Raw genomic sequence first — 21,256 nt, 5'->3', positions numbered from 1 at the left:
CGTCACGGCTGCTGGGCGTGCATCCAATCGGCCGCCGCCTGCGCCTTGCTGGCCGCAGTGAAGATCGCGCGGCTGTCGTTCTTCAGCACCTGAAGCCAGGAGGCGATATAGGCGGCATGATCGGGACGCGGATCGTGCGCGATGCCGAGGTCGGCAAGCAGGAACGAGGCGGTCAGCTCGGCGGTCGCTTCCTCCATCGCGAGCGCGTCCTTGGTCCACCTGGCGCTGAAATCCCGGTCGAGCCGATGCGCCGCGCCGCTGGCATGGGCACACTCGTGGATATGGGTGCCGTAGAATCCATGCGCGCTACGGAAGGTTGCGAAGTGCGGCATGTAGATGCGGTCTTCGCCGAGATGGTAATAGGCGCTGCTCGACCCGTAGACCGTGTCGATACCGAGCGCGGCGATGAAGGCCTCGGCGGCCGCAAGGCGCTCGCTCTCGGGCAGGACCGGCCCGGGCTCGGGCGCGTAGCCGTCGACCTGATCGGCGTTGAACAGGCTGAACGCCCGGGCGAAGAGCCGCCGTCCCTTGCCGCCATCTTCGTCATCCTGCTCGTCGTCGCGCCGGCTGATCTCCTTCCAGAGGACGCCGAGGCTGGCCTGCTCGCCCTTGCGGACCTGGGCGCCGCGGTCCTGCCACTGACGATAAGTGCCCCAGACCCCGCTCGCATAGCCGCCGCCATAGGCCGCCGCCCAGAGCGACACCGTGTTGATGCCGCGATAGGGCTTGCCGCTGGCGATGTTGGTCGGCCGGGTGACATCGGCGCCGCTGTGATGCCATGGCATGCGCCAGTTGCCCGTACCGGCTTCGATCGCTGCAAGGATCGCCTCGGTGACCCGAGTATAGACGTCGGCTCGTACCTGAGTTGGCATGATCTGAACTCCGCTTGCCCGTCGGGGGCCATCCCCGGCGGCGGAGCTCGACTAGCGCCGGGCACAAGCGCGGTTGCGCACCCGTAGGGCCGCAGCGAAGCGGAGGACGGCAACGCCGTTGCGCCAGCGCGCCGACCGGCGCAGAGCTTCCGCCGTCAGCCGGGGTTGGCCTCCGGCGGCGCGGGGCCGATGGCGTCGATCACGGTAGTGAGCCGGTTGATCTCGGTGGCGAGTGCATGGCGTTGAAGATCCGACAGACGTCGTTCGCGCAGCAATGCCCTGGCATCATCGGCCGCGCGTTCCCAAGCTGGCCTGTGACGGGCGGTGATGCAGGCGTTGGGACAGCGGGTCGGCTCGCACAGCGCCGTGAGCGGCTGCTTGGGATCGGGGGTGGTCACGCGCTTGAGGCAGAGCGCGGTGGCGGGATCGAAGAAGCAATCCGCGAGGAGGCCGACATGGAGGGTTCGCGCGACGCTGGCGAGCATGACACGTAGCCGGGAGCGGTCGGCGATCATGGCGGGCAAGGGCCCGAGCTGCACGGCCGCATCGTCGAGCGTCCGCGCGATGCGTGGTCCCGCCGGCCCCGCGAGTGAGGCACCGCCCTGCCGCCGGTCGAAATAGTCCAGCAGGTCGCCCTGCTGACCGAGCCGGCGCTGCGCCTCGACCTCGGCGCGAAACCCCGATGCGCTGGTTCCGGCATAGCCCTCGAAAGCGGCGACCGAGGCGTGCTTATACTGGATCATGCCGGCGATGGTGCCGAACGGACGGTTGGCGATGTGCCATGCGATGGTGCGGCGGAACTGCCGCGTCGTTATGCGCCACGGCTTGCCACCGGGTCCGGACGGGATGACCGGCACATCAGGGCTGCCGAAGGCAGCGTTGAGGTGGTCGCGGAAGGCGTTGAGTTGGCGGACCACCTCGCTCGACAGATGCGTCTTGGTGGCGGCGCCGGGGCGTAGCACCGGCCAGAGCGTATCGCTGCCGCTGGCGCGCGTCGGTCTTGCCGACAGGCGTTCAAGCACCGCTATCGCGTCTGCGACCGGCTCGATCGTCACCCAGCTCGCCGCCTCGCCCATGGTCGACCGACGCTTGTAGATGGTCGATCGAATGCGATGCCGCTCGACCAGGCCATCCTCGCTGCGCGCGATCGAGAGGCACCCCCGCCGCATCGCCTGCACCTCGCAGTCGCGCATGCCGGTGAGGTAAGCGCACACTATATAGGCGGCCGCCTGAAGCATCCGTTCCTCTTGTGCGAGCGTCTTCGCATCGAAGCGTGCGCGCCATGGCCGACCGCTATCGGGATCAATCGAGATCGGCGTGTCCATGCCGCCCACTTCGACGCCCAGGTCGGCGGCAGCGGCTTCGATCAGGGCGGAGACGCCCTTGGCGAGTCCGAAATGCATGGCCGGTTCCGCCTCAGCATCGACACCGGCATGAAGATGGAGAAGATGGACGTTGATCGGCGGCGTCGCTTCTCCGGTGCGGGGATCGGTGCGCGTGACGCCGTTATGCGCGGTCGTCCAGATCGGCACGCCGCGGCCTTGCCGGGCTCGACGCGCGATATGGCGCTCGAGGCGCGCGCGCTGCCGCAGGCGGCGCTCTGCGCCAGGCAGTCCGCGCTCGGCGGCAAGCAGCCGGGCGCGGCGCGCCTCGAGCCGATCCAGCGCGGCCCGAGCCGATAGAATATCGTGCGCGAAGACGGTGACGTAGCGCAATGACCAGGCGAGCAGTGCGGCGATGACATCTTCCGGAAACCGCGGGGTACGGTTCTCAACGACGTGCCGATAGCCTGCGACGCGGGCGGGTGCCTGTCCGGCCCAGGGCTCAAACGCGAGGCCTCCGCCAGCGAGGCGGTCACGATAGTGATAGAGATCGGAGACCACTTCGAGGAGGTGGCCGACTATGACGGGTCGCCGGGCAGAATCGTGGCGAAGATGCCTGGCATAGGCATCGGCCAGCGCCTGATCGATGCGGCCAAGGTCGAGCCCTCCAAGCGTCAGGCGCGCGAAGGCGAAGAACCGGCGTGCGCGGTTGAATGCCTGGCGGATGCTCGCCGGCGGCAGCTTCGGGCGGTAGCCGGGAAGATCGACGTTGAGGCGGGCGTAGAGATAGGCACGCATCGCCGCCTGCACATCGGCATGTTCGAGCACGTCGAAATGCACGGTGACATGGCAGCGCCGCGCGTTCTCGCGGAACACGGCGGGACCGAGATCCCAGCTTGAGTCGCCGACCCGCGACAGCTCTTCGCGGGCGTGGCCCGCCTTGAGCGGCGCAGTGGCCAGCACGGGCCGATCGTCGAACGCGGGTGCGCGGGCATGGGCGGGCGTGATCATGCGCGTGCTTCCGGCGGCAGATAGAGCCGCTCGCTCTCCATCTGCCAGCGCGCATCGGCGATAACGGCATCGGAGAAGACCGGCAGGACCTGGGTCGTGATGCGGGAATGGACGCGGCCGAACTTGGCCGCCCAGTCGCTCGCCGGGAGGCTCGGTCGCTGCTCTTCGACGAACGCGAGGAAGGCGAGGATCGCGGGAAGCTTGCGCGCGGTGATGACGGCGTTGGGGCAATCGAGGCAGCCCCAGAAGGGCTGCGCGCAGGGTGAGCCGGCCTCGGAGAAGGGGCTGCTATGGAAGCCCGAGCAGGCGGCGAGCCAGACATCCTGTTCGCCGTCGAGCAACGGCCCCACCGTATCGGCCGACATCAACGGCGCCGCCTGCTCGGGCGCTTCGCGCAGCGCCTGCTCGGCCGTGGGCGCGAGGACGGTCGGCATCGCGGCGGCGACCGCCTCGCGAAAGGCATCGGCGACGGCCGCCTCGTGCAGGGGCCGGAGCGACGGCAGGTCGGCATAATGGCGCGCCGCGACCTCGCGCGTGTGACCGACCGCGAAGCGGGCCATGTGCCCCTCGGTCTTGGTGTACCACAGCGCCTTGTGGGTCTTGCGCAGCCGGGAAAGCAGCAGATGCAGCGGCTTGCCGTTATCGTCGACAATGCCACAGCGGCGAGCCCAGGCGGGGAGCGGATACTTGAGGTCGACTATGCCGGCGCGAAGGCCGCCGACGTTGTGATAGGCCCACAGGCAATCGCCGGGCAGGTGCTCGCGGGCAGCCGCCGTGGCGTCGATCAGGCGGCGGATCAGCCCGCCCGGCGTGCCGCCACCGCCGTCGCGGATGCGCATGCTCTTGTGCTCGGCGCCGCGAGCCCGGCGCTTCAGATAGCGCAGCTCCACCGTGCCGGCATGGGCATTGGCGAGACAGTCCACGGTCAGCGTCTTCAGGCACTCGGGCTCAAGGCCCGTCTCAAGCGTGAGCAGCACGAGCAGCGCCGGCAGGTCGCGCGCGAGCAGATGATGCCGGCCATGCAGGTCGTCGATGAGCGTCGCGGTTGGCAGGTTGCGGCGCATGCGCATGAAATAAAGGCTCTTCAGCTCGGGCTGGTCTGCGACGATAAAGCCCTGCCGCGCGATGATCGCTTCGACATCGGCGCGGGCGGCGGTGATGGCCGGATCACCCTCGTCGGTCCGATCGTCGGCGCCGAGACGGCGGAACATCGCTTCGACATCGGCTCGCGCCGCGTCGCGCAGCGCGCGGGCGACGAAGGGGCTGTAGGCATCGCGCGGGGTCGAGCGGCCCGCCGAAGTGGCCAGCGTGTAGCGCAGCCGCTCATGCAGCTCGGGTGCGATCCGATCGGGCCGGTCTGCTTCGATCGCGCGCAGTGTGTTGATGATCTTGCTGACCGTCATGTGACGGTGGATCGGGCCCATCCCACGCCGTTCGAGCGCGGATGCGAAACCATCGATATGGACCGCGCGCAGGTCGCTGACGCCAACCACCTTCAGTCCTTCGTCGGCAAGCCAGGCGAAGAAGTGACGATAGACCTGGACATACTGCTTGATGACGCTGGCCGCACCGATCGGTCCCCCGAGCGCGGCCGACCGACGCAGCGCACCGGCAAAGGCGATGGCGAGCGGGCGAGGATCGAGCGCGGTCATATCGACCAGGACCGTCCCGCCATGCCGCGCCTCGATGGTGAACTTGAGGCCGAACACCGGATCGGGCTGCGGTCGCTCCGGCGTGATGGGCGCGAAGGCGACAGGCCGGCCCTTGCGGGGACGCTCGCTCATGCGCCCTGCGGTCCCGGCAACAGCGCCAGCAGCTCCTCGACGGCCGCATCCACCGTATCGGCGCGGGTCGCGATATGGTCGAGATAGACATAGGTGGTGGCGAGGCTCGCGTGGCCGAGCAGGCGTTGCACCTGTTGCAGCGGGTCGCCCAGGATCAGCCGATAGGTCTCCACCGGCCCCACCGGCAGTGCGGCCTCGCGCAGTCGCTGCTGGATCAGCAGAGCGAGCATATGGACTGCGAAGGTGTGGCGAAGCTGGTGCGGGCTGATCGACAGCGGGAAGCCGTTCTCCTCGCACCGCTTGCAGGCCCGGGTGAAGATCACCTCCCACGAGTTGGGGCGGACAGGCTGCCCGACCTCGGTCAGCCATAGCGCCACCGGCTCGCGGGGCGTTCCATCCTCGTCGCACAGGATCAGGCGGCATCGTTCCTCCGGGGTGCAGACATCGCGCATGCGGTCGAGACCGGCGCGGGTGACGTGGATCGGTCGCTCGAACCTGGCCGCACCGTCGCGCGCGGCGAACTTGGTCACGCCCGCGGCGCGCTCGACGGCGACATAGGCGGTGATCTGACGAAGGAGCCGGCGCGGGACCAGGACGCTGCGTCCGCGGTCGCCCTTGGTGAGCGGCGGCGGCAGGCGCAGCCAAAGCTGCTGAGCCTGATCGTGGTCGTGATCGATGGCCGCAAGCTCATCGGCGAGCAGGCCCGACGCCTCTTCGAGACGCAGGCCGGTTGTGACGAGAAGATCGGCGAACAGCGCGTTGCGCAGCCCGTTGCGATCGCGAGCGCCGGGGCGTTCCGTACCGTCAAGGGCGAGGCCGCGCAGACCGACGTCGCGGAAAATGCGGTAGTCGTCCATCGTGACGAACCGCACATCCGATCGCTTGGCAGTGCGTTCATAGGCGTCGTTGCGCGCGGCGATCATGCCCCGACGCCCCCCATGCGCCGGTCGCCATATAGCGCGCCGACTGAACGGCGCTTCGGCAATCAGCCCTTGGCTCTTACCCCAGCGGTAGAGGCGATCGAGGCTGGCGACTGCCCGGTTCCAGCTTGCCGCGCTGATCCGCTGGGCGGCGTCGCCGCGCCGCCGCGCGCGGTGATAGGCGGTCACATCGTCGCGGGCCGCGTCCCATATCGTCGTGCCGCAGGCATCGAGGAAGCGAAGCCACACCGCAACGTCATAGGCGTAGGCGCGCAGCGAATGGCGCGAGCGGATCCCCGCTAGCGGCAGGTCGACAAAGAAGCGGTCGAGATCGGGATCATAGAGAGCGTCTCCCCGCAGGATCAGCGGCACATGCGCGTCGAGCCCCCTGGCGTCGCGGCGCTCGCAAACGGTAATGATCGACACCGGCACGAAACCCTCCCCCCCGGACCCCCCACCCGGAAGCTGACCTCACACCGATGCGCCCTATGGCCCGGCAGTTATCAGGCTGGCCTCCGCCAGCTCTTGGGTCAGCGCTACGGCCAGCCTGATAACTGCCTACCGTGGGCGTCCATCGCCGACCTTACTGCAATGTTGCGGGCGGCGCAGACTGTCCAGATAAGGCGACCAGTTCCTCGCGCGCATAATCCTTGCTGCCGAAGCTGTTCAGCAACTTGCGGTCGAGCCGCGACACATGGCCGGTCGCGTGGGTGAGTTCGTGGAGCGCGGTGCGATAAAAATTGATCTGATCGAAAAAGGCGGGCTGCGGAGGAACCTGCACATAATCATGGGCGGGCACGTAAAAGGCCCTGTCGCCGCCAACCCGGAAATCGACCCCGCTCGCGGCAATCACCGCTTCGGCGACGGGCACGATCTCGCGCTCGGGCAACGGGGCAGGGTCGGAAGCGATCCCTTCGCGCAAGCCTTCGCATTGCGCGACATTGAACACGGTAAAGCTTTTGAGGAACGGCACCGCGCGCGCATCGCCGCCGTCGCGCGCCGCCCGCTCGGCTTCGCCTTTGGGAATGAAGCGGTCGGCATAGACTACGGTCGTGCCGCGCTCGCCCTTGCGGACATTGCCGCCCGCCTCCAACGCTTGCCGAAAGGTAAGCCAGCCTTGGCTCGGCCAGCCTGCTTCGATCACCGCTCCCCAGAGGATCAGGATATTGATCCCTGAATAGGCGCGGCCCGAATGGGCATTATGCGGCAGGGCGGCCGCTGCCCCGCCGCTGCGGCCCCAAGGCTGGACCCAAGGAAGCCGCCCCGCCTCCAGTTCGGCGACGATCCGGCTCGTCACGCTGTCGTAGAGCGACGCGTGCGGCTCGCCGCTGCGCGATGGACGATGGCTCGCCCTGTCACTGCCCTTGACCTTCTGGCGCATGTCTCGATCTCCATCCCCGCCCCAAAACCAGCAGGCCCCCGGCGGAGCGGGGGTGGGCGGCGACTGGCGACCTGCCGGGCGCGGCCAGGAGGCGGTCCGCACCCGAAGGGCTGGAACGAAGAGGAAGAGCCGGCGCGCCGGCTTGCGGGACGCCGGGCCGCGCCCAGAAGGGAGCGCCGCCCACTCCCGCGATCGACGGGAGGCCCACGACAACGCCGCCGCGCCCAGCGCGGCGACCGCGATCATCCCTGCTGTGACCACCGAGCCGCCGTCCCGGCGGATTCCAAACGAGAAATGCGCTCTCGGCGCGACCGCCGGCGGTGCGGCGTGCGCGCGCAGCTGTGCTTAGCCGTCGCACCGCCAAGACAGGCGCACCGAGTGCGCAGCGCGGTCAAAACGAACATGCGATCCCTGTCGGCGCCTGTCGCCGGCAGCGAGCGCCCATCGGCAACCGCGCTCTTTCATCCGGGGGCGTCGCGGGGGCGTCCAGCCCCAGCGGATGGGGTACGGCCAGACGCGGCTGGCCGTCAGGGGAAGGCTTTCCCCTCGCTTTCCAAGTTTTAAATCGGATTTTCCCGATGGGATTTGACGGCGATAATTGCATCGGATAATACCGATGAATGAACAGCGATTCGGCACTGTCGGCCTTGGCCGCCCTCGCACATCCCACGCGCCTCAACGCGTTCCGACTGCTGGTTCAGCACGAGCCGGACGGCCTTTCCACCGGCCAGCTCGTCAACGCGTCGGGTCTCTCGCAAAGCACCTTCTCGACGCATCTGGCGGTCCTTGCGAAAGCGGGGCTGGTGACGTCGGAGAAGCGCGGCCGGCAGATTAACCAGCGCGCCGAAATCGACACGCTGAAAGGCCTGATGCTCTTCCTAGCAAAGGACTGCTGCCAAGGGCGACCCGAGCTTTGTGAGCCGCTGCTCGCGGAACTTGCCTGCTGCTGAAGGACCTCATGTGACCGACATCATCATCTACCACAATCCCGATTGCGGAACGTCGCGCAACGCGCTGGCGATGATCCGCAACGCCGGTATCGAGCCGCACGTCGTCGAATATCTGAAGACACCGCCATCGCGCGCGCTGCTGGAACAAATGATAGCGCGCGCGGGCATCGCGCCCCGCGCGCTCCTCCGCGAGAAAGGGACGCCTTTTACCGAACTCGGTCTCGGCGACGAAAGTCTCGACGACGACGCACTCATCGACGCCATGATGCTGCATCCGATACTCATCAACCGGCCGATCGTGGTCTCGCCGCTCGGCGTGAAGCTCTGCCGCCCCTCTGAGGAGGTGCTCGACCTCATCCCGGCGCGCCAGCGCGGCGGCTTCGCCAAGGAAGATGGCGAGCAGGTCGTCGACCACGCCGGCAATCGCGTCGGACGCTGATCGATGGCGAGCAAGCGCGAACGCCTGTCGTTTCTCGACCGCTATCTGACCCTATGGATCTTCCTCGCCATGGCGCTGGGCGTCCTGATCAGCTCAACCTTCGCCGGACTTCCCGCAGCGATCGACAGCCTCTCCTGGGGCTCGACCAACATCCCGATCGCGATCGGTCTGATCCTGATGATGTATCCGCCGCTGGCTCGCGTCCGCTATGAGGAGTTGCCGCGGGTGTTCGAGGATAAGCGGGTCCTCGCGATCTCGCTGATCCAGAACTGGATCATCGGTCCGGTGCTGATGTTCGCGCTCGCCGTCATCTTCCTGTCCGACAAGCCCGAATATATGACCGGCCTGATCCTGATCGGCCTCGCGCGCTGCATCGCGATGGTGATTGTGTGGAACCAGCTCGCAAAGGGCGACAATCAATATGTCGCGGCGCTGGTCGCCTTCAATTCGATCTTCCAGATCCTGTTCTTCAGCGTCTATGCCTGGTTCTTCCTGACCGTCCTGCCGCCGCTCTTCGGGCTCGAAGGCAGCGTCATCGACGTCAGCTTCTGGACCGTTGCCGAGGCGGTCCTCATCTATCTCGGCATCCCGTTCCTCGGCGGCTTCCTGACCCGCAAGTTACTGGCCGGTACCAAGGGCAACGACTGGTATGAGACGCGCTTCCTGCCAAGGATCGCACCGATCACGCTAGTTGCGCTGCTCTTCACGATCGTTGCCATGTTCAGTCTCAAAGGCGGCGAGATCGTCACCATTCCGGGCGACGTTGTGCGGATCGCGATCCCGCTCACCATCTATTTCGTCGTCCAGTTTGTCATCAGCTTCTGGATGGGGAAGCTTATCGAAGCCGATTATCCGCGCACGACCGCGGTCGCCTTCACGGCGGCGGGCAATAATTTCGAGCTTGCGATCGCTGTCGCCATCGCAGCCTTTGGCCTTGCCTCGCCGGTCGCCTTCGCCGCGGTCATCGGGCCGCTTGTCGAGGTCCCAGTACTCATCCTGCTGGTGAGCGTCGCCTTCTGGTTCGGACGGCGCTGGTTTCCCGCGACCACTCCAGCGAAAGGTTGACCATTATGTCCGGCACGGCCTTTTCCCGCCTGCGCACGCTCGCCGATCCCGACCATCTTCCGGCGCTGCGTCCCGAATTTATCCGGTCCTCGCCCGGCCTCGGCCTTGGCCCGCTCGATCCGGCGCCGCGCATCCTCCTACTCTACGGGTCGCTTCGCGAGCGCTCCTACTCGCGGCTCGTCGTCGAGGAGACCGCGCGCCTGCTCCAGCTTTTCGGCTGCGAGACGCGCATCTTCGACCCGTCCGACCTTCCGCTTCCAGACCAGGTCGCTGACGACGATCATCCGGCGGTTGAGGAGCTGCGCCAGCATTCGATCTGGTCAGAAGGCCAGGTCTGGTGCAGCCCCGAGCGTCACGGCCAGATTACCGGCATCATGAAGGCCCAGGTCGATCATTTGCCGCTTGCCTACAAGGGCCTCCGCCCGACACAGGGGCGAACGCTCGCGGTAATGCAGGTCTCGGCGGGCTCGCAGTCTTTCAACAGCGTGAACACGCTGCGTATCCTTGGCCGCTGGATGCGCATGATTACAATCCCCAACCAGTCGAGCGTGGCGAAAGCCTATCAGGAGTTCGACGAAGCGGGCCGCATGCTGCCATCGAATTATTATGACCGGATTGTCGACGTCGCCGAGGAACTGGTACGGTTCACCGTGCTGACCCGCAGCCATGCCGATCAGCTGGTTGACCGTTATTCGGAGCGAAAAGATCGGCAAGAGCCGATGGCGACGCCGGCGCAAATGGCTAATCTACCCGGAACATAAATGCGCTTTCCGGCTAATTGAGCGGTCGGCGCGGTCAGCGAGATTGCAAAGGCAAGCTTAATCGAACCCACCCGCCTCGACGGCGGAGGATTGGAGAAGAGGTTCGGCTTGCAAATCGCCGCATCGCTGTGAAAGGCGCCGCCGCAACCGGCCATCGTTTGCATGCGCTTTGTCGATCAGCTCGAACTTTGCGGTGGCTTCAACGGGGATGGGAAATAGACTGCGGCCGAGCCATGCAAAAATGAGCAGCATCGTAAGGAAGACGACTTCCTGCCAATGCGTAATTGCCTCGCCACGATCTTCCGCCTCCCGGCGAGCGCGCGCAAAGCTCAGGCCCGCGGGCCAGCTCCGACAGCGGCAACCCGGCGTTTTTTTCGGTCATTTCACGGCTTGTTGGCACGGAAGCCTTTGAAGCCCGCGCAGTATCAAGGCGCTTCCCGAGATCAGGAGACAGGATTGCCCGGTTCATTACGCGGCGATCGGCATGCGATATGGAAAGTACCAAGCGGCGAGCGCCGCCGTCAGCGCTTTCATTTCATCCTCGCCGTGCAGTGGCCCGGGCGTGAAGCGAAGCCGCTCGGTTCCACGCGGCACCGTTGGAAAATTGATCGGCTGAACATAGACGCCATGCTCGATGAGCAGATGGTCGCTGAGCGCCTTGGCCTGGATGGGATCGCCCACGAGGAGCGGCACGATATGCGTGTCGCTCGGCAAGACCGGCAGCCCCGCGGCGCGAAACAGCGACTTGAGCCGCCGCGCGGCCGCCTGCTGGCCCTCGCGTTCGTCCGTCGATGCCTTCAGATGGCGGACGCTGGCGAGCGCGCCGGCGGCGAGGACCGGCGACAGCGAGGTGGTGAAGATGAACCCAGGAGCATAGCTGCGGATGCAGTCGACGATCGCGCGGTCGGCGGCGATATAGCCGCCCATGACACCGAAAGCCTTGGCAAGCGTCCCCTCGATCACGCTGATGCGGTGCGCAACGCCGTCGCGTTCCGATATTCCGCCGCCCCGGGGTCCATACATACCGACGGCATGGACCTCGTCGAGATAGGTGAGAGCCTGATAGCGGTCAGCCAGATCGCAGATCGCGGCGATCTGTGCGACGTCGCCGTCCATCGAATAGACGCTCTCGAAGGCGATGAGCTTGGGCCGCGCGGGGTCGGTTTCGGCAAGCAGCGCCTCGAGATGCGCCAGATCATTATGGCGGAAGATCTTCCGTTCGCATCCCGCGTTGCGAATGCCCGCGATCATGCTGGCGTGATTGAGTTCGTCCGAAAAGATCACGCAGCCGGGCAGGAGCTTGCCGAGCGTCGCCAGTGTGGCGTCGTTCGACACATAGCCCGACGTAAAGAGGAGCGCGCTTTCCTTGCCATGGAGATCGGCAAGCTCGCGCTCGAGTTCGATATGATAATGGGTGTTGCCGCTGATATTGCGCGTGCCGCCCGAACCGGCGCCGACATCGGCGATCGCGGCCTCCATTGCCTCGAGTACCTCCGGGTGCTGCCCCATGCCGAGATAGTCGTTCGAGCACCAGACGGTGATAGGTCTTGCTTCGCCGGCTGCATCGAAGCAACGCGCGCCGGGATAGGCGCCGCGGTCGCGCAGGATGTCGACGAATACCCGATAGCGCCCCTCGTCGTGCAGACGCGAGATCGCATCGCTGAAAATCTGGTCGTAGCGCATAGGCCTGCCCCCAAAGGTCGAAATAGCCGGGATACCCTGACTTCTAACTGCCAGGCGCATCTGCTTCCCATTAGGAATAACACGTACGGGTCGGCCGGAGATTTCGCCGGTTAGCGGGCGATTTGGGTCATGCTCCGTTTGTTGTGCTGCCTGCGCAGATGGAAGGCAATCGCTCAAGGTCGTCGCGCAGGATCGCACCGCGATGACGGTCGAATTGCGCGGCGATCAGCCGGGCGTAGGGCAGGCCATCATCCTCGACGACGAGCCTGTCATCGTCCCAGCGAAGGATATGCAGGCGCTCGAAGGCCGCGAGCGCGGTATGCGCAGACCTTAGCCAGCCCGCCTCAAGACATGCGTTCCCCTGGCACAGCAACTCCCTGATGATCCGCCTGCGCTCGCGGTCATCGGCGTCGATCACAACGCCGCGAACGGGGGTCAGCTGGCCCGCCGCGATGAGGTCGCGATAGACGCCTGCGCGCTTTTCGTTCTGCACGATGAGATCGGGAAACCGGCTGATCGCACTGGCACCGATGCCGATCAGCACCGGGCTGTCATCTTCGGTAAAGCCCTGAAAATTGCGGCTCACCCGCCCCTCGCGCGCGGCGTCGGCAAGCGGATCGGAAGGCAGCGCAAAATGATCGAATCCGACGGGAACATAGCCTGCTTCGGTCAGGCGCTCATAACCGCGCCAAGCCTGCTCAAAGCGCAATTTGTGATCGGGCAGATTGCTGGCGTCGATCTGGCGCTGGCGCGGAATCATGTGAGGAAGATGCGCATAGCCGAAAAGCGATATCCGGCTCGGCGCGAGACGGATCGTTTCTTCGAGCGTGTCGTCGAGATCGGCGAGGGTCTGACCGGGCAGGCCGTACATCAGATCGAAATTGATAGCGTTGATATCGCGCAGCCTCAGCCCGGCAACGACGCGTTCGATGTGCGACAGTGGCTGGATGCGGCCGATTGCCTGCTGGATGTGCGGCGCAAAGGTCTGGACGCCGAGGCTGACGCGCGTGACATGGGCGGCGGCGAGAACGAGCGCCCATTCGGCGGAGAAGCCGCGCGGATCGAGTTCGATCGATATCTCGGGATGATGAGCGTCGAAGAGAGTGAGCAGAAGATCGAGCAGGCGCACGAGCTCGACCGGCGCGATCGCATTGGGGCTGCCGCCACCGAATGCGATCCGACCTTTTCCGATGCCGACTTGCGGCCGAGTAGGAGCATCCAGCGGCGTGCGCGATCGAGCTCGGCGAGCGTGCGACGCAGCAATTTCTGCTGCAGGTCGGGATGGTCGCTGGCGAATTCGTCGAACTGGTCGCGATGGAAGATGCAAAGCTCGGCCTCGCTGATCGTGCTGACGCTGTAAGGGCTTTCCTTCCCGAACGGCCGCCCGATGAAGTCCGAGGGAAAGACGATGCCGACGATCTGCTCGCGGCCGTCGGCGGTCGCGGCAACGAGTTTCAGCACCCCTTCGAGGACATTGGCGACGACCGGCGCGTCGTCGCCCTCCCACAGGAGCGTGTGACCGCTGCTCACGCGCTGGCGTCGGCCCATCCGGCCGAGCAACAGGAGCTCGTCGGGTCGCAGGCTCGCACAGATTGCGCGGTTGCGCACGATGCAGGACAGGCAATCGGTCATGCGCCGGGCGCCCGGCAGGCACGCATCGCGGTCAATGGGCGAGCAGGAGCGGCGCCGGCGCGGCTTCGAGCAGATAACGCGTGACCCCGCCGAACAGGGTCTCGCGCAGCCGCGGACGGCCATAGGCGCCCATGACGATGAGCCCCGGGGCTAGCTCCTTCGCGGTTTGCTCGAGAATCTCCTCGGGCGTCAGCGCCCCGCGATCGAGGCGGCGAAGCTCGCCATGAATGCCGTGCCGCGACAGATAGCAAAGCGCATCCTCGGCGGGCACCCTGCCCTCGTCCGGCCCGACCTGAACCATCGTCACCGTCCCCGCGCCCGCCATCAGCGGCGCCGCGGCGCGCAAGGCGTGCGCGGCTTGCGGGCTGCCGTTCCACAGGATCATCACCGGGGCGTCGAGGTCGAGCGGCGGGCCTTCGGCGGGCAAGGCGAGCACGGGCGCCGGCACGGTCATCGCGAGGTCGCCCGCCAGCGTTGGCTGCGCAAGGCCGCGCCGGTCGCGGGGGCCGAGCGAGACGATGGCCAGATCGGCGAGCGTTGCGGCGAGCGACAGCGACGCGAGCGTATCGCCGTCGGCGATTGCGATATCCCAGGGCACATCCTCGCGCGCGAGCTGCGCCGCGAGCCGGGTCTCGAGCTCGGCATCGGCAAGCTGGGCCGCGGCGAGCTGTTCGCGCGCCAGATACATGCCGCCGAAGGGGTCCGAGGCGATGAATTGCTGGAAAGGCGAACAGATCAGGAAGCTGAGATGGGCGCCGAGGCGGCGCCCGATCGCGAGCGCGGTCTCGGTGCGCTCGGCCATGGCCGGGCTCGCGTCGGCGTGAATCAAAAGATTTCGCATGTCTGGCTCTCCTTCAAGATGGAGAGGGAAGCCCTTATGCGCGCCGGCTTCATTGACCCTGATCAATAAAGCCGCGCTTTCAGGCCGGGCGGCACAGTGGGTCGCTCCGTATAATTACCAAATGCGCCGACTGCGCGGGGCGTTAGCCTGTCTTCGCAAAGGAGCAGCCGATGCCGAAACCCCGTCCGTTGACCCCATTTCGCGCGCATCCGCGCCGGACCCCCGTGAATCGCGCGCCGGCGGACCCGCGGCGCGAGCAAAGTCGCATCGCGGGCACGCTCACCCTTCGCACTTCGCCGCTCCGGCGGTCCGGCCCAAATCAAGGAGACAGAGGATGACACTCACCAACGCGCCCGACACCACGCTGAGCGAGGCGACCGAGACCTGCCTGCAGACCCGCAGCGGCGTCGATCTTCGCCTCCGGCCGGTCGCCGACAGTGACGCCGACAGCGTCAACCAATTCTTCGACGGCCTGACGGCAGACGACATGCAGTTCCGCTTCCTGAGCGGCCAGTCGCACCTGTCGAGCGCCCAGCTCGCGGCGATGATCGGGGTCGATCACCGGCACCGCGAGCATCTGCTGGCGTTCGATGCGGCGACGTCGGAGCTCATCGCGAGCCTGCTGATCGCCGCCGACGACGCTTTTGTGACCGCCGAGGTCGCGATTTCGGTCGCGCCCGCGTATAAGACGCGCGGCGTCGGCTGGACCCTCCTCAACCATGCCGTCGATCTCGCGCGTGCCCGCGGCCTCAAAACGCTGCGGTCGATCGAAAGCCGCGCCAATCGCGGCGCGATGGAGGTCGAACGGACGCTGGGGTTTAAGGCGAGCGACTATGATGGCGACGCCACGCTGGCGCTGCTCGAACTCGAGCTTCGCTGAACTGGGCCACCGGGTCGGCCTCCCGACAGGCAGCCGGCTGGAGACGCACCCAATGGACCAAGGCTTTCATGCCATGCAGCTCGACACGCCGGGGGCGCCGCTGCGCCGTGTCGAGCGGGCGATGCCGACACCGGGAGACGGCGAGATCCGAATCGCGGTCACCGCGTGCGGCGTATGCCGGACCGATCTCCATATTGCCGATGGCGACATCAGCGGCCGGCTTCCGATCATCCCGGGCCATGAGATCGTCGGCCGCGTCGATGCGCTCGGCGCGGGCGTCACCCGGTTCGGGCTTGGCGACCGGGTCGGGGTGCCCTGGCTCGGGCGGAGCTGCGGCGCCTGCCCCTATTGCGCAACCGGCCAAGAAAATCTCTGCGACGCGCCCGAGTTCACCGGCTTCACGCGCGACGGCGGCTTCGCGTCGCACGTCGTCGCCGATGCGCGCTTCTGTCTCGCAATCCCTGCCGCCTTCGACGATGTTCATGCGGCGCCTTTGCTCTGCGCCGGACTGATCGGCTACCGGGCCTATCGCATGGCGGACGGCGCCAAGATGCTTGGCCTCTATGGCTTCGGCGCCGCCGCGCATATTCTCGCGCAGATCGCGATCGCCGACGGCACCGACGTCTATGCCTTCACGCGCGAGGGCGACACGGAAGGCCAGGATTTCGCGCGCCGCCTCGGCTGCATCTGGGCGGGCGCGTCTAACGAGGCCCCGCCCGCCGCGCTCGATGCCGCGATTCTCTTCGCGCCGGTCGGCGCGCTGGTGCCCGAAGCCCTGTGCCGGGTGCGGAAGGGCGGACGCGTCATTTGCGCGGGCATCCACATGAGCGACATTCCTGCCTTTCCCTATGCCGATCTCTGGGAAGAACGATCGATCCACTCGGTCGCCAATCTGACCCGTGCCGATGGCGCAGCGTTCCTCGAAGCCGCTGCGCGCTGCGGCGTGCGGACACATGTCACGGCGCTGCCGCTCGCCGACGCGAACCGCGCGCTCGACCGGTTGCGCGCCGGCGCGGTCGAAGGCGCGCTCGTCCTCGTCCCCGAGGGAGCGGCTAGGGGGAATCCCTAATGGCGCGCCGCGGGCAGCGGCGCGAAAGAGGCGAAGGCCAGACCGGCCTGTCAGGAGAGACTGTCATGGATCGTTTCGAGCGAGACCCCGCCAGCGCGGCGCGCCCTCCCGAGTGTCCCGATTGCGACCCGCCGGCACAGCCCGACAAGGTCTATCCCGAGATGCCGGCGCCAAACCCCGATCGCCAGCCGCTGCGCACGTCGCCCGAAGCGCCAGTGCTTCCCGACAGCCATCCCGAAGCCACGCCGCGCGAGTATCCCGAATAGCCGCGCCCGCGGCGCGCGTCGGACAACGCCTCAAGGGCTAGCGGACGGCGTGCCGCTGCGCGTGAGCCGGGTCACGGCGTCGATGAGCATATGCTCGCGCAGCGGCTTTTCGAGAACAAGTGCAAAGCCCGCCTCGCGCGCCCGGGCGCTCAATTCCTCGGACGGATAGGCCGAGATCAGGATGGCAGGTCCATCCCAGCCCTGCGCGCGCAGCGCGCCGAGCATCGCGATCCCGTCGCTGCTCTCGAGCCGGTAATCGACGATCAGGCAGTCGGGCGCGGCGCGCGCCGCCTCGGCGAGCGCGGGATCGGCGGCGGACCAGGCCTTCGCCGCAAATCCGCGCCCCTGCAAAAGCAGGAGGAGCGAGCGGCGCACTGCGGGGTCATCCTCGACGATAAGGATGGTCGGCGGTGCCTCGCTCCAACCCGATCGGGCGATCAACATGTCCATGGTCCCGTTATCGAAGCTTCGGCATGGCGGCCGGGTGCCGACCGCCACATGCTCCGCCAGATTCTTGTAAAATCGTCGGGCTCGCCCCTTTGGAGGCGCGAGCCCGAAGCCGGAGAGCAAGGCCAAAGGCCATCGATCAATGGCTCATGAGCAGAGGAAATTTGCTCTTCGTCAGCAGATTCTTCGTGGTGCCGCCGAAGGTCTCGCGCAGCCGGCCGCGGCCGTAGGCGCCCATCACGATATAGTCCGCACGGAACATCGTGGCTTCGTCCGAGATCAGAAAATCGGCGTGAAACTTGCCGATGTCGGTCTTGCGAACATTCGCCTTGATGCCGTGGCGCGACAAATAGGTCGCGGCTTCCTCGGGGGCGATATGATTGTCGGGCCCTTGCGCGGTGAAGATCTCGACCTCCTTCGCGAAGGCGAGGAGCGGCACCGCGGCGCGGAGCGCCGCCGCCGCCGAGGGACGGCCGTCCCATGCGACGAGCGCCCGCTCGAGCTCGAAGCGTTCGAGCGTCTCGGGCACCGCGAGCACGGGCGCACTCGCGCGCGCCACGATGCGGCTCGCAATGTCGCGCATGTCGGGCATCGGAAAGCCGTCGAGGGCGCGATTGAGGATGATGAGGTCGGCGAGGTCGGCGGCATCGAGCACCGCGTTTGCGATCTCGTCCATCGCGTCGATCCAGCTCCAGCTGACATCCTCGCGCGACAGGCGATCGCTGATCACCGACTTGTTCTTCGCTTCGCTTTCGCGCTCGTCGAGGACGACGACGGTTTCGGCAAAGCCGAATCCATCGCCCGCGATGAGCGGATAGGGAGTGACGTCGATACAGGTAAGATGGCCTTCCACCGCGCGGGTGATATCGAGCGCCGCCTGCAGGCGGGCTTCCTGGCCATGGTCGTCATGTACGAGCAACAGGATATTTTTCATGAGCCGTCTCCTTTGTGTCTGCGATGAATTTATGGGCCGCACGCCCCGGCCGATATGCGCAATGATACGGATAGAAAGGCGGCCGCCCGGATGTCCGGACGGCCGCAGGGGGTCGCCTCTTCCCCAAGGCGAGCGGGATCAGTTGTCGACCGCGAGATAATCCTCGACGTCGGTCACGTCCGGGGAGCCGGGCTCGCGGCACGGCCCCGAGCGAGCGCCCGGCGAGCGTGCACACCCTGCCCGAGGCCGAGCCAGCCGCTTATCCGCAACTTCCCGTAAGGAAGGTTCCGATTGGGAGCTTCCCCAATTCAGCCGCCAGCAACCGCTCGGTATGTCCGAGGTCGCGTCCCGACGGCGACGGCCCCTGCTCCGGCGCGGCCCGCCGTCCTGACAATATCCGCTTTGAAAAGGAGCAGTTTGATGAACGACCTTACCCCGACTCGCACCGCAGGCAGCCAGCCCAAGCCGAGCTTGGCGCGATGAACTGGCTGCGCGGCGAACTCGACCGCATGTTCGAGGAATTCGCACCGCCCGGCCGCAGCCTGCTGAGCTACGTCCCGCGGCTCGTGAGCCCGCTCCCGGCGGTTGAGCTCGTCGATACCGGGTCGGCCTACAAGCTGACCGCCGAGCTCCCCGGGCTCACCGAAAAGGACATCCGGCTCGAGGTCGCCGACGGCGTCCTTCTGCTCGCGAGCGAGAAAGAGGAGTCGTCCGAACGGCGCGAGGACGGGCATCTGATCAGCGAGCGGCGCCACGGCAGCTTCCGGCGCCGGATTGCTCTCCCCGCCGACGCCGATGCCGACGAGATCGAAGCGAAGTTCAAGCATGGATTGCTCAGCGTCGAGATCGCGAAGACCGAAAAGGCGCGCGATCATGCCCGCAAGATCAAGATCGGCAGCTAGACGCGTGCGCCGGGGCCGCGCCCCCTTACCGGAGCAGAACAATGTCCCTGACCCATCACACGGCCTCGCGCAGCGAGGCACTGCTGCGTCTAAAGCTCGGATCGGCGATCCTTTCGCTGGTGATGGGCGCGACGCTTATCCTGTCGCTCGCCCCGCGCCTTTAGCCGCCTCGCCGATCCCATCGCGCCTTAGCGCGTTGGCGCGCCACTCTCGTCGCCGCCGAGAATCTCGAGCGGCGACGGGCTCGCGGTGCGAAGCGAGTCCGGCGTCACGATGACGCTGGTTCCCGCGGTCATGAGCGGGGCAAGCAGCGCGCGCAGATCGGCCGCGATATCGACGCGTCCGGCAAAGGGCGCCGGCACCTTGGCGGCAATTGCGCCCGGGATGGCGACCTCGAGCCAGGCTGCCGCACCCGATCCGCCCGACTGGCGGACGAATGCCGAGGTGCCGGTGACCGGACCTTCGATGCGCGCGGGCGCCGATCCGATCATGATCCCGTCGCGCAGCACCAGCAGCCGCTGGTCGGCGGCGCTGACAATGATCGACACCGGGCCGCTTGGTGCCCGGTCCGGCTCCCATAGCACCGCGCCCTCGGCCAGTGCCGGCCCGGTCTGGAGCAGGGGGTCGCCGGGAGCCGCGCGTGGCACGGCAGCGGCCTCGGTGACGATGACCGTCATCCCGAGCCGGGTCACACCATAGAGGAGGCGGGCAAAAGCCTGCGGCAGCCGGATGCAGCCATGCGACGCCGGATAGCCCGGCAAGCGTCCGCCATGCAGCGCAACCCCGCCCCAGGTCAGCCGCTGCATATAGGGCATGGGCGCATCGTCGTAGAGGTTCGAGCGATGATCGATGTCGCGCTGGAGGATCGTGAAGACGCCGGTCGGGGTTTCATGGCCCGCCTTGCCCGTCGAGACGGTGGTGATCGCGATCGGCACGCCGTTGCGATAGAGGGTGCCGCGCTGGGTCGCGAGGCTCACGATCATGAGTAAAGGGCCGCGCGGCGCGATCTCGGGTGCCCAGATATAATCGCCAGGCGCCAGCCGCTCGGCCGCTTCGAGAACGCTCCCCTGCGGACTCGCGGCCCCAGCCGGCGCCGCGAAGGGAAGCCATAGTGCCGCCCCCAGCAGGATCGCCGCCTTTCCGGCGAGCTTCACGTACCTGGCCATCGGTTCAGCCTGCCATCGCCGCGACGCGGGCCCGGTCGTTGATCCGCACCGCGCGCCGCGAGGGAAGATCGACGAGGCCGTCGCTGCGCATGCGCGTGAGCTGCCGGCAGGTCGTCTCGATGGTCAGCCCCAAGATGTCGGCGATCTGCTGGCGGCCGAAGGGCAGCTCGAAGCCGCCAGACCCGCCGCCGGCGTCGCCGGGAAGCCGTTCTTCCATATCGAGAAGAAAGGAGGCGACCTTCTCGGGCGCCGATTTGCGGCCGAGCAGCATCATCCAGTGCCGCGCCCGATCGAGTTCGTCGAGGGTGCGGTGCAGAAGCTTTTGCTGCAAATGCGGATGGCGGCCCGCGAAGTCGTCGAACTGCTGGCGATTGAAGATGCAAACCTCGGCGTCTGTCATCGCGGTGACCCGGTAAGGGCTTTGCTTGCCGAACGGCCGGCCGATGAAATCGGAAGGGAAGACCAGGCCAACGATCTGTTCGCGGCCATCGGCGGTGGCGACGACGAGCTTGAGAACGCCCGACAGGACATTCGCGACCGTCGGCGCTTCGTCGCCTTCCCAGAGCAGAGTGTGACCCGCCTTCACGCGCTGCCGCCGCCCCATGCGGCCGAGTTCGGCGGCTTCGTCGACGGCAAGGCTGGCGCAGATGGCGCGGCCTCGCACGGCGCAGGAAGCGCAATCGCTCATCGCCGTCCTCCCGCAAGCGATGCGCCCACGGTGCTCCGGCCCGGTGCCGGGCGGTTGCCGCGATGGTGGCGGGATGGATGTGGCTGACCCCTCATGCGGTCCAGATAGCGGAGCGCCGCGCAGAGGTGATTACGCAACTGTACGTATGCCGCTCGCGCGGCGCATTGTGGGGCACCGTCGGCGGCCCGGCCGGCGCCGCGCGTAAGGGCTATTGCGTAACGACAGGCGCCGCGTCCCGGCGCA

21 protein-coding genes and 2 pseudogenes are annotated in these 21,256 nt (G+C 66.9%); 9 read left to right on the top strand and 14 right to left on the bottom strand.

The window, feature by feature from the left end:
• Positions 1-2: 2 nt before the first annotated feature.
• From SKP52_RS22360 to SKP52_RS22340, 5 genes and pseudogenes are all read right to left on the bottom strand, one after another.
• Positions 3-872: an ArdC family protein gene (locus SKP52_RS22360; RefSeq protein WP_017184391.1), complete on the bottom strand. Its 870-nt coding sequence runs from the start codon at positions 870-872 to the stop codon at positions 3-5.
• Positions 873-1,027: 155 nt separating this feature from the next.
• Positions 1,028-3,205, bottom strand: coding sequence for a hypothetical protein (locus SKP52_RS22355; RefSeq protein ID WP_039574906.1), 2,178 nt, complete (start codon positions 3,203-3,205; stop codon positions 1,028-1,030).
• Positions 3,202-4,989 (bottom strand): hypothetical protein, encoded by a 1,788-nt coding sequence (locus SKP52_RS22350; protein ID WP_039574907.1) that lies wholly within the window; start codon positions 4,987-4,989, stop codon positions 3,202-3,204. Before SKP52_RS22350 ends, SKP52_RS22355 begins: the two co-directional genes overlap by 4 nt.
• Complete coding sequence (locus SKP52_RS22345) at positions 4,986-6,335, bottom strand: tyrosine-type recombinase/integrase (RefSeq protein ID WP_039577820.1); 1,350 nt, start codon at positions 6,333-6,335, stop codon at positions 4,986-4,988. The genes SKP52_RS22350 and SKP52_RS22345 overlap by 4 nt, the downstream gene beginning before the upstream one ends.
• Before the next feature lie 181 nt (positions 6,336-6,516).
• Positions 6,517-7,290: pseudogene (locus SKP52_RS22340) on the bottom strand (ArdC family protein); the annotation flags it as partial.
• Between the two features lie 620 nt (positions 7,291-7,910).
• Here SKP52_RS22340 and SKP52_RS22335 point away from each other — a divergent pair.
• From SKP52_RS22335 to arsH, 4 genes are read left to right on the top strand one after another with little or no spacing between them, the layout of a single operon-like run.
• On the top strand, positions 7,911-8,240 hold the full coding sequence (locus SKP52_RS22335; RefSeq protein ID WP_039578928.1) for an ArsR/SmtB family transcription factor: 330 nt from the start codon (positions 7,911-7,913) through the stop codon (positions 8,238-8,240).
• Between the two features lie 10 nt (positions 8,241-8,250).
• Positions 8,251-8,679 (top strand): arsenate reductase (glutaredoxin), encoded by a 429-nt coding sequence (arsC, locus tag SKP52_RS22330; RefSeq protein ID WP_039578924.1) that lies wholly within the window; start codon positions 8,251-8,253, stop codon positions 8,677-8,679.
• A gap of 3 nt (positions 8,680-8,682) precedes the next feature.
• Positions 8,683-9,744 carry an ACR3 family arsenite efflux transporter gene (arsB, locus tag SKP52_RS22325; protein WP_039578919.1) on the top strand — a complete coding sequence of 354 codons (1,062 nt, stop codon included), beginning with the start codon at positions 8,683-8,685 and terminating at the stop codon, positions 9,742-9,744.
• A 5-nt stretch (positions 9,745-9,749) separates the two neighbouring features.
• On the top strand, positions 9,750-10,505 hold the full coding sequence (arsH, locus tag SKP52_RS22320) for an arsenical resistance protein ArsH (protein ID WP_039578916.1): 756 nt from the start codon (positions 9,750-9,752) through the stop codon (positions 10,503-10,505).
• A 57-nt stretch (positions 10,506-10,562) separates the two neighbouring features.
• Here the strand turns inward: arsH and SKP52_RS22315 are convergent, their stop codons facing one another.
• The 5 genes and pseudogenes from SKP52_RS22315 to SKP52_RS22300 all read right to left on the bottom strand — a co-directional run bounded on the left by SKP52_RS22315 (position 10,563) and on the right by SKP52_RS22300 (position 14,661).
• Positions 10,563-10,757, bottom strand: a complete 195-nt coding sequence (locus SKP52_RS22315; RefSeq protein ID WP_039578913.1) for a hypothetical protein — start codon at positions 10,755-10,757, stop codon at positions 10,563-10,565.
• Between the two features lie 216 nt (positions 10,758-10,973).
• Entirely contained in the window at positions 10,974-12,188 is a 1,215-nt protein-coding gene (hemA, locus tag SKP52_RS22310) for a 5-aminolevulinate synthase (protein WP_052208754.1), read from the bottom strand.
• A gap of 127 nt (positions 12,189-12,315) precedes the next feature.
• The gene (locus tag SKP52_RS22305; protein WP_407695113.1) at positions 12,316-13,335 is read right to left on the bottom strand and encodes a radical SAM protein; all 1,020 of its coding nucleotides are present in this window, start codon (positions 13,333-13,335) and stop codon (positions 12,316-12,318) included.
• A gap of 26 nt (positions 13,336-13,361) precedes the next feature.
• Positions 13,362-13,820: pseudogene (locus SKP52_RS27115) on the bottom strand (Crp/Fnr family transcriptional regulator); the annotation flags it as partial.
• A 31-nt stretch (positions 13,821-13,851) separates the two neighbouring features.
• On the bottom strand, positions 13,852-14,661 hold the full coding sequence (locus SKP52_RS22300; RefSeq protein WP_039578909.1) for a universal stress protein: 810 nt from the start codon (positions 14,659-14,661) through the stop codon (positions 13,852-13,854).
• A 334-nt stretch (positions 14,662-14,995) separates the two neighbouring features.
• On the opposite strand from SKP52_RS22300, the gene SKP52_RS26575 reads away from it, so the two are divergent.
• From SKP52_RS26575 to SKP52_RS22285, 3 genes are all read left to right on the top strand, one after another.
• Entirely contained in the window at positions 14,996-15,541 is a 546-nt protein-coding gene (locus SKP52_RS26575; RefSeq protein WP_052208752.1) for a GNAT family N-acetyltransferase, read from the top strand.
• Entirely contained in the window at positions 15,495-16,610 is a 1,116-nt protein-coding gene (locus SKP52_RS22290) for a zinc-dependent alcohol dehydrogenase family protein (protein WP_407695050.1), read from the top strand. The genes SKP52_RS26575 and SKP52_RS22290 overlap by 47 nt, the downstream gene beginning before the upstream one ends.
• A 65-nt stretch (positions 16,611-16,675) precedes the next feature.
• The gene (locus SKP52_RS22285) at positions 16,676-16,876 is read left to right on the top strand and encodes a hypothetical protein (protein WP_056375926.1); all 201 of its coding nucleotides are present in this window, start codon (positions 16,676-16,678) and stop codon (positions 16,874-16,876) included.
• Positions 16,877-16,906: 30 nt separating this feature from the next.
• Here SKP52_RS22285 and SKP52_RS22280 read toward each other — a convergent pair whose 3' ends face one another.
• Both SKP52_RS22280 and SKP52_RS22275 read right to left on the bottom strand, forming a co-directional pair.
• Entirely contained in the window at positions 16,907-17,320 is a 414-nt protein-coding gene (locus SKP52_RS22280; protein ID WP_039582133.1) for a response regulator, read from the bottom strand.
• Between the two features lie 142 nt (positions 17,321-17,462).
• Complete coding sequence (locus SKP52_RS22275; protein WP_039578903.1) at positions 17,463-18,257, bottom strand: universal stress protein; 795 nt, start codon at positions 18,255-18,257, stop codon at positions 17,463-17,465.
• Positions 18,258-18,736: 479 nt separating this feature from the next.
• Between SKP52_RS22275 and SKP52_RS22270 the strand changes: the two genes are divergently transcribed.
• Both SKP52_RS22270 and SKP52_RS27300 read left to right on the top strand, forming a co-directional pair.
• On the top strand, positions 18,737-19,159 hold the full coding sequence (locus SKP52_RS22270) for an Hsp20/alpha crystallin family protein (protein WP_039578899.1): 423 nt from the start codon (positions 18,737-18,739) through the stop codon (positions 19,157-19,159).
• A 41-nt stretch (positions 19,160-19,200) separates the two neighbouring features.
• Positions 19,201-19,323 carry a hypothetical protein gene (locus SKP52_RS27300; RefSeq protein ID WP_267128010.1) on the top strand — a complete coding sequence of 41 codons (123 nt, stop codon included), beginning with the start codon at positions 19,201-19,203 and terminating at the stop codon, positions 19,321-19,323.
• 24 nt (positions 19,324-19,347) lie between these two features.
• On the opposite strand, the gene SKP52_RS22265 is transcribed toward SKP52_RS27300, so the two are convergent.
• Together SKP52_RS22265 and SKP52_RS22260 are read right to left on the bottom strand one after the other, a co-directional pair.
• Entirely contained in the window at positions 19,348-20,325 is a 978-nt protein-coding gene (locus tag SKP52_RS22265; RefSeq protein ID WP_052208750.1) for a L,D-transpeptidase, read from the bottom strand.
• Between the two features lie 4 nt (positions 20,326-20,329).
• Positions 20,330-21,013, bottom strand: a complete 684-nt coding sequence (locus tag SKP52_RS22260) for a Crp/Fnr family transcriptional regulator (RefSeq protein ID WP_039578896.1) — start codon at positions 21,011-21,013, stop codon at positions 20,330-20,332.
• Positions 21,014-21,256 lie beyond the last annotated feature (243 nt).

The organism is Sphingopyxis fribergensis (genome assembly GCF_000803645.1).
In the GTDB taxonomy this organism is placed as follows: domain Bacteria; phylum Pseudomonadota; class Alphaproteobacteria; order Sphingomonadales; family Sphingomonadaceae; genus Sphingopyxis; species Sphingopyxis fribergensis.
This window is presented reverse-complemented; position numbering and strand designations above follow the sequence as displayed.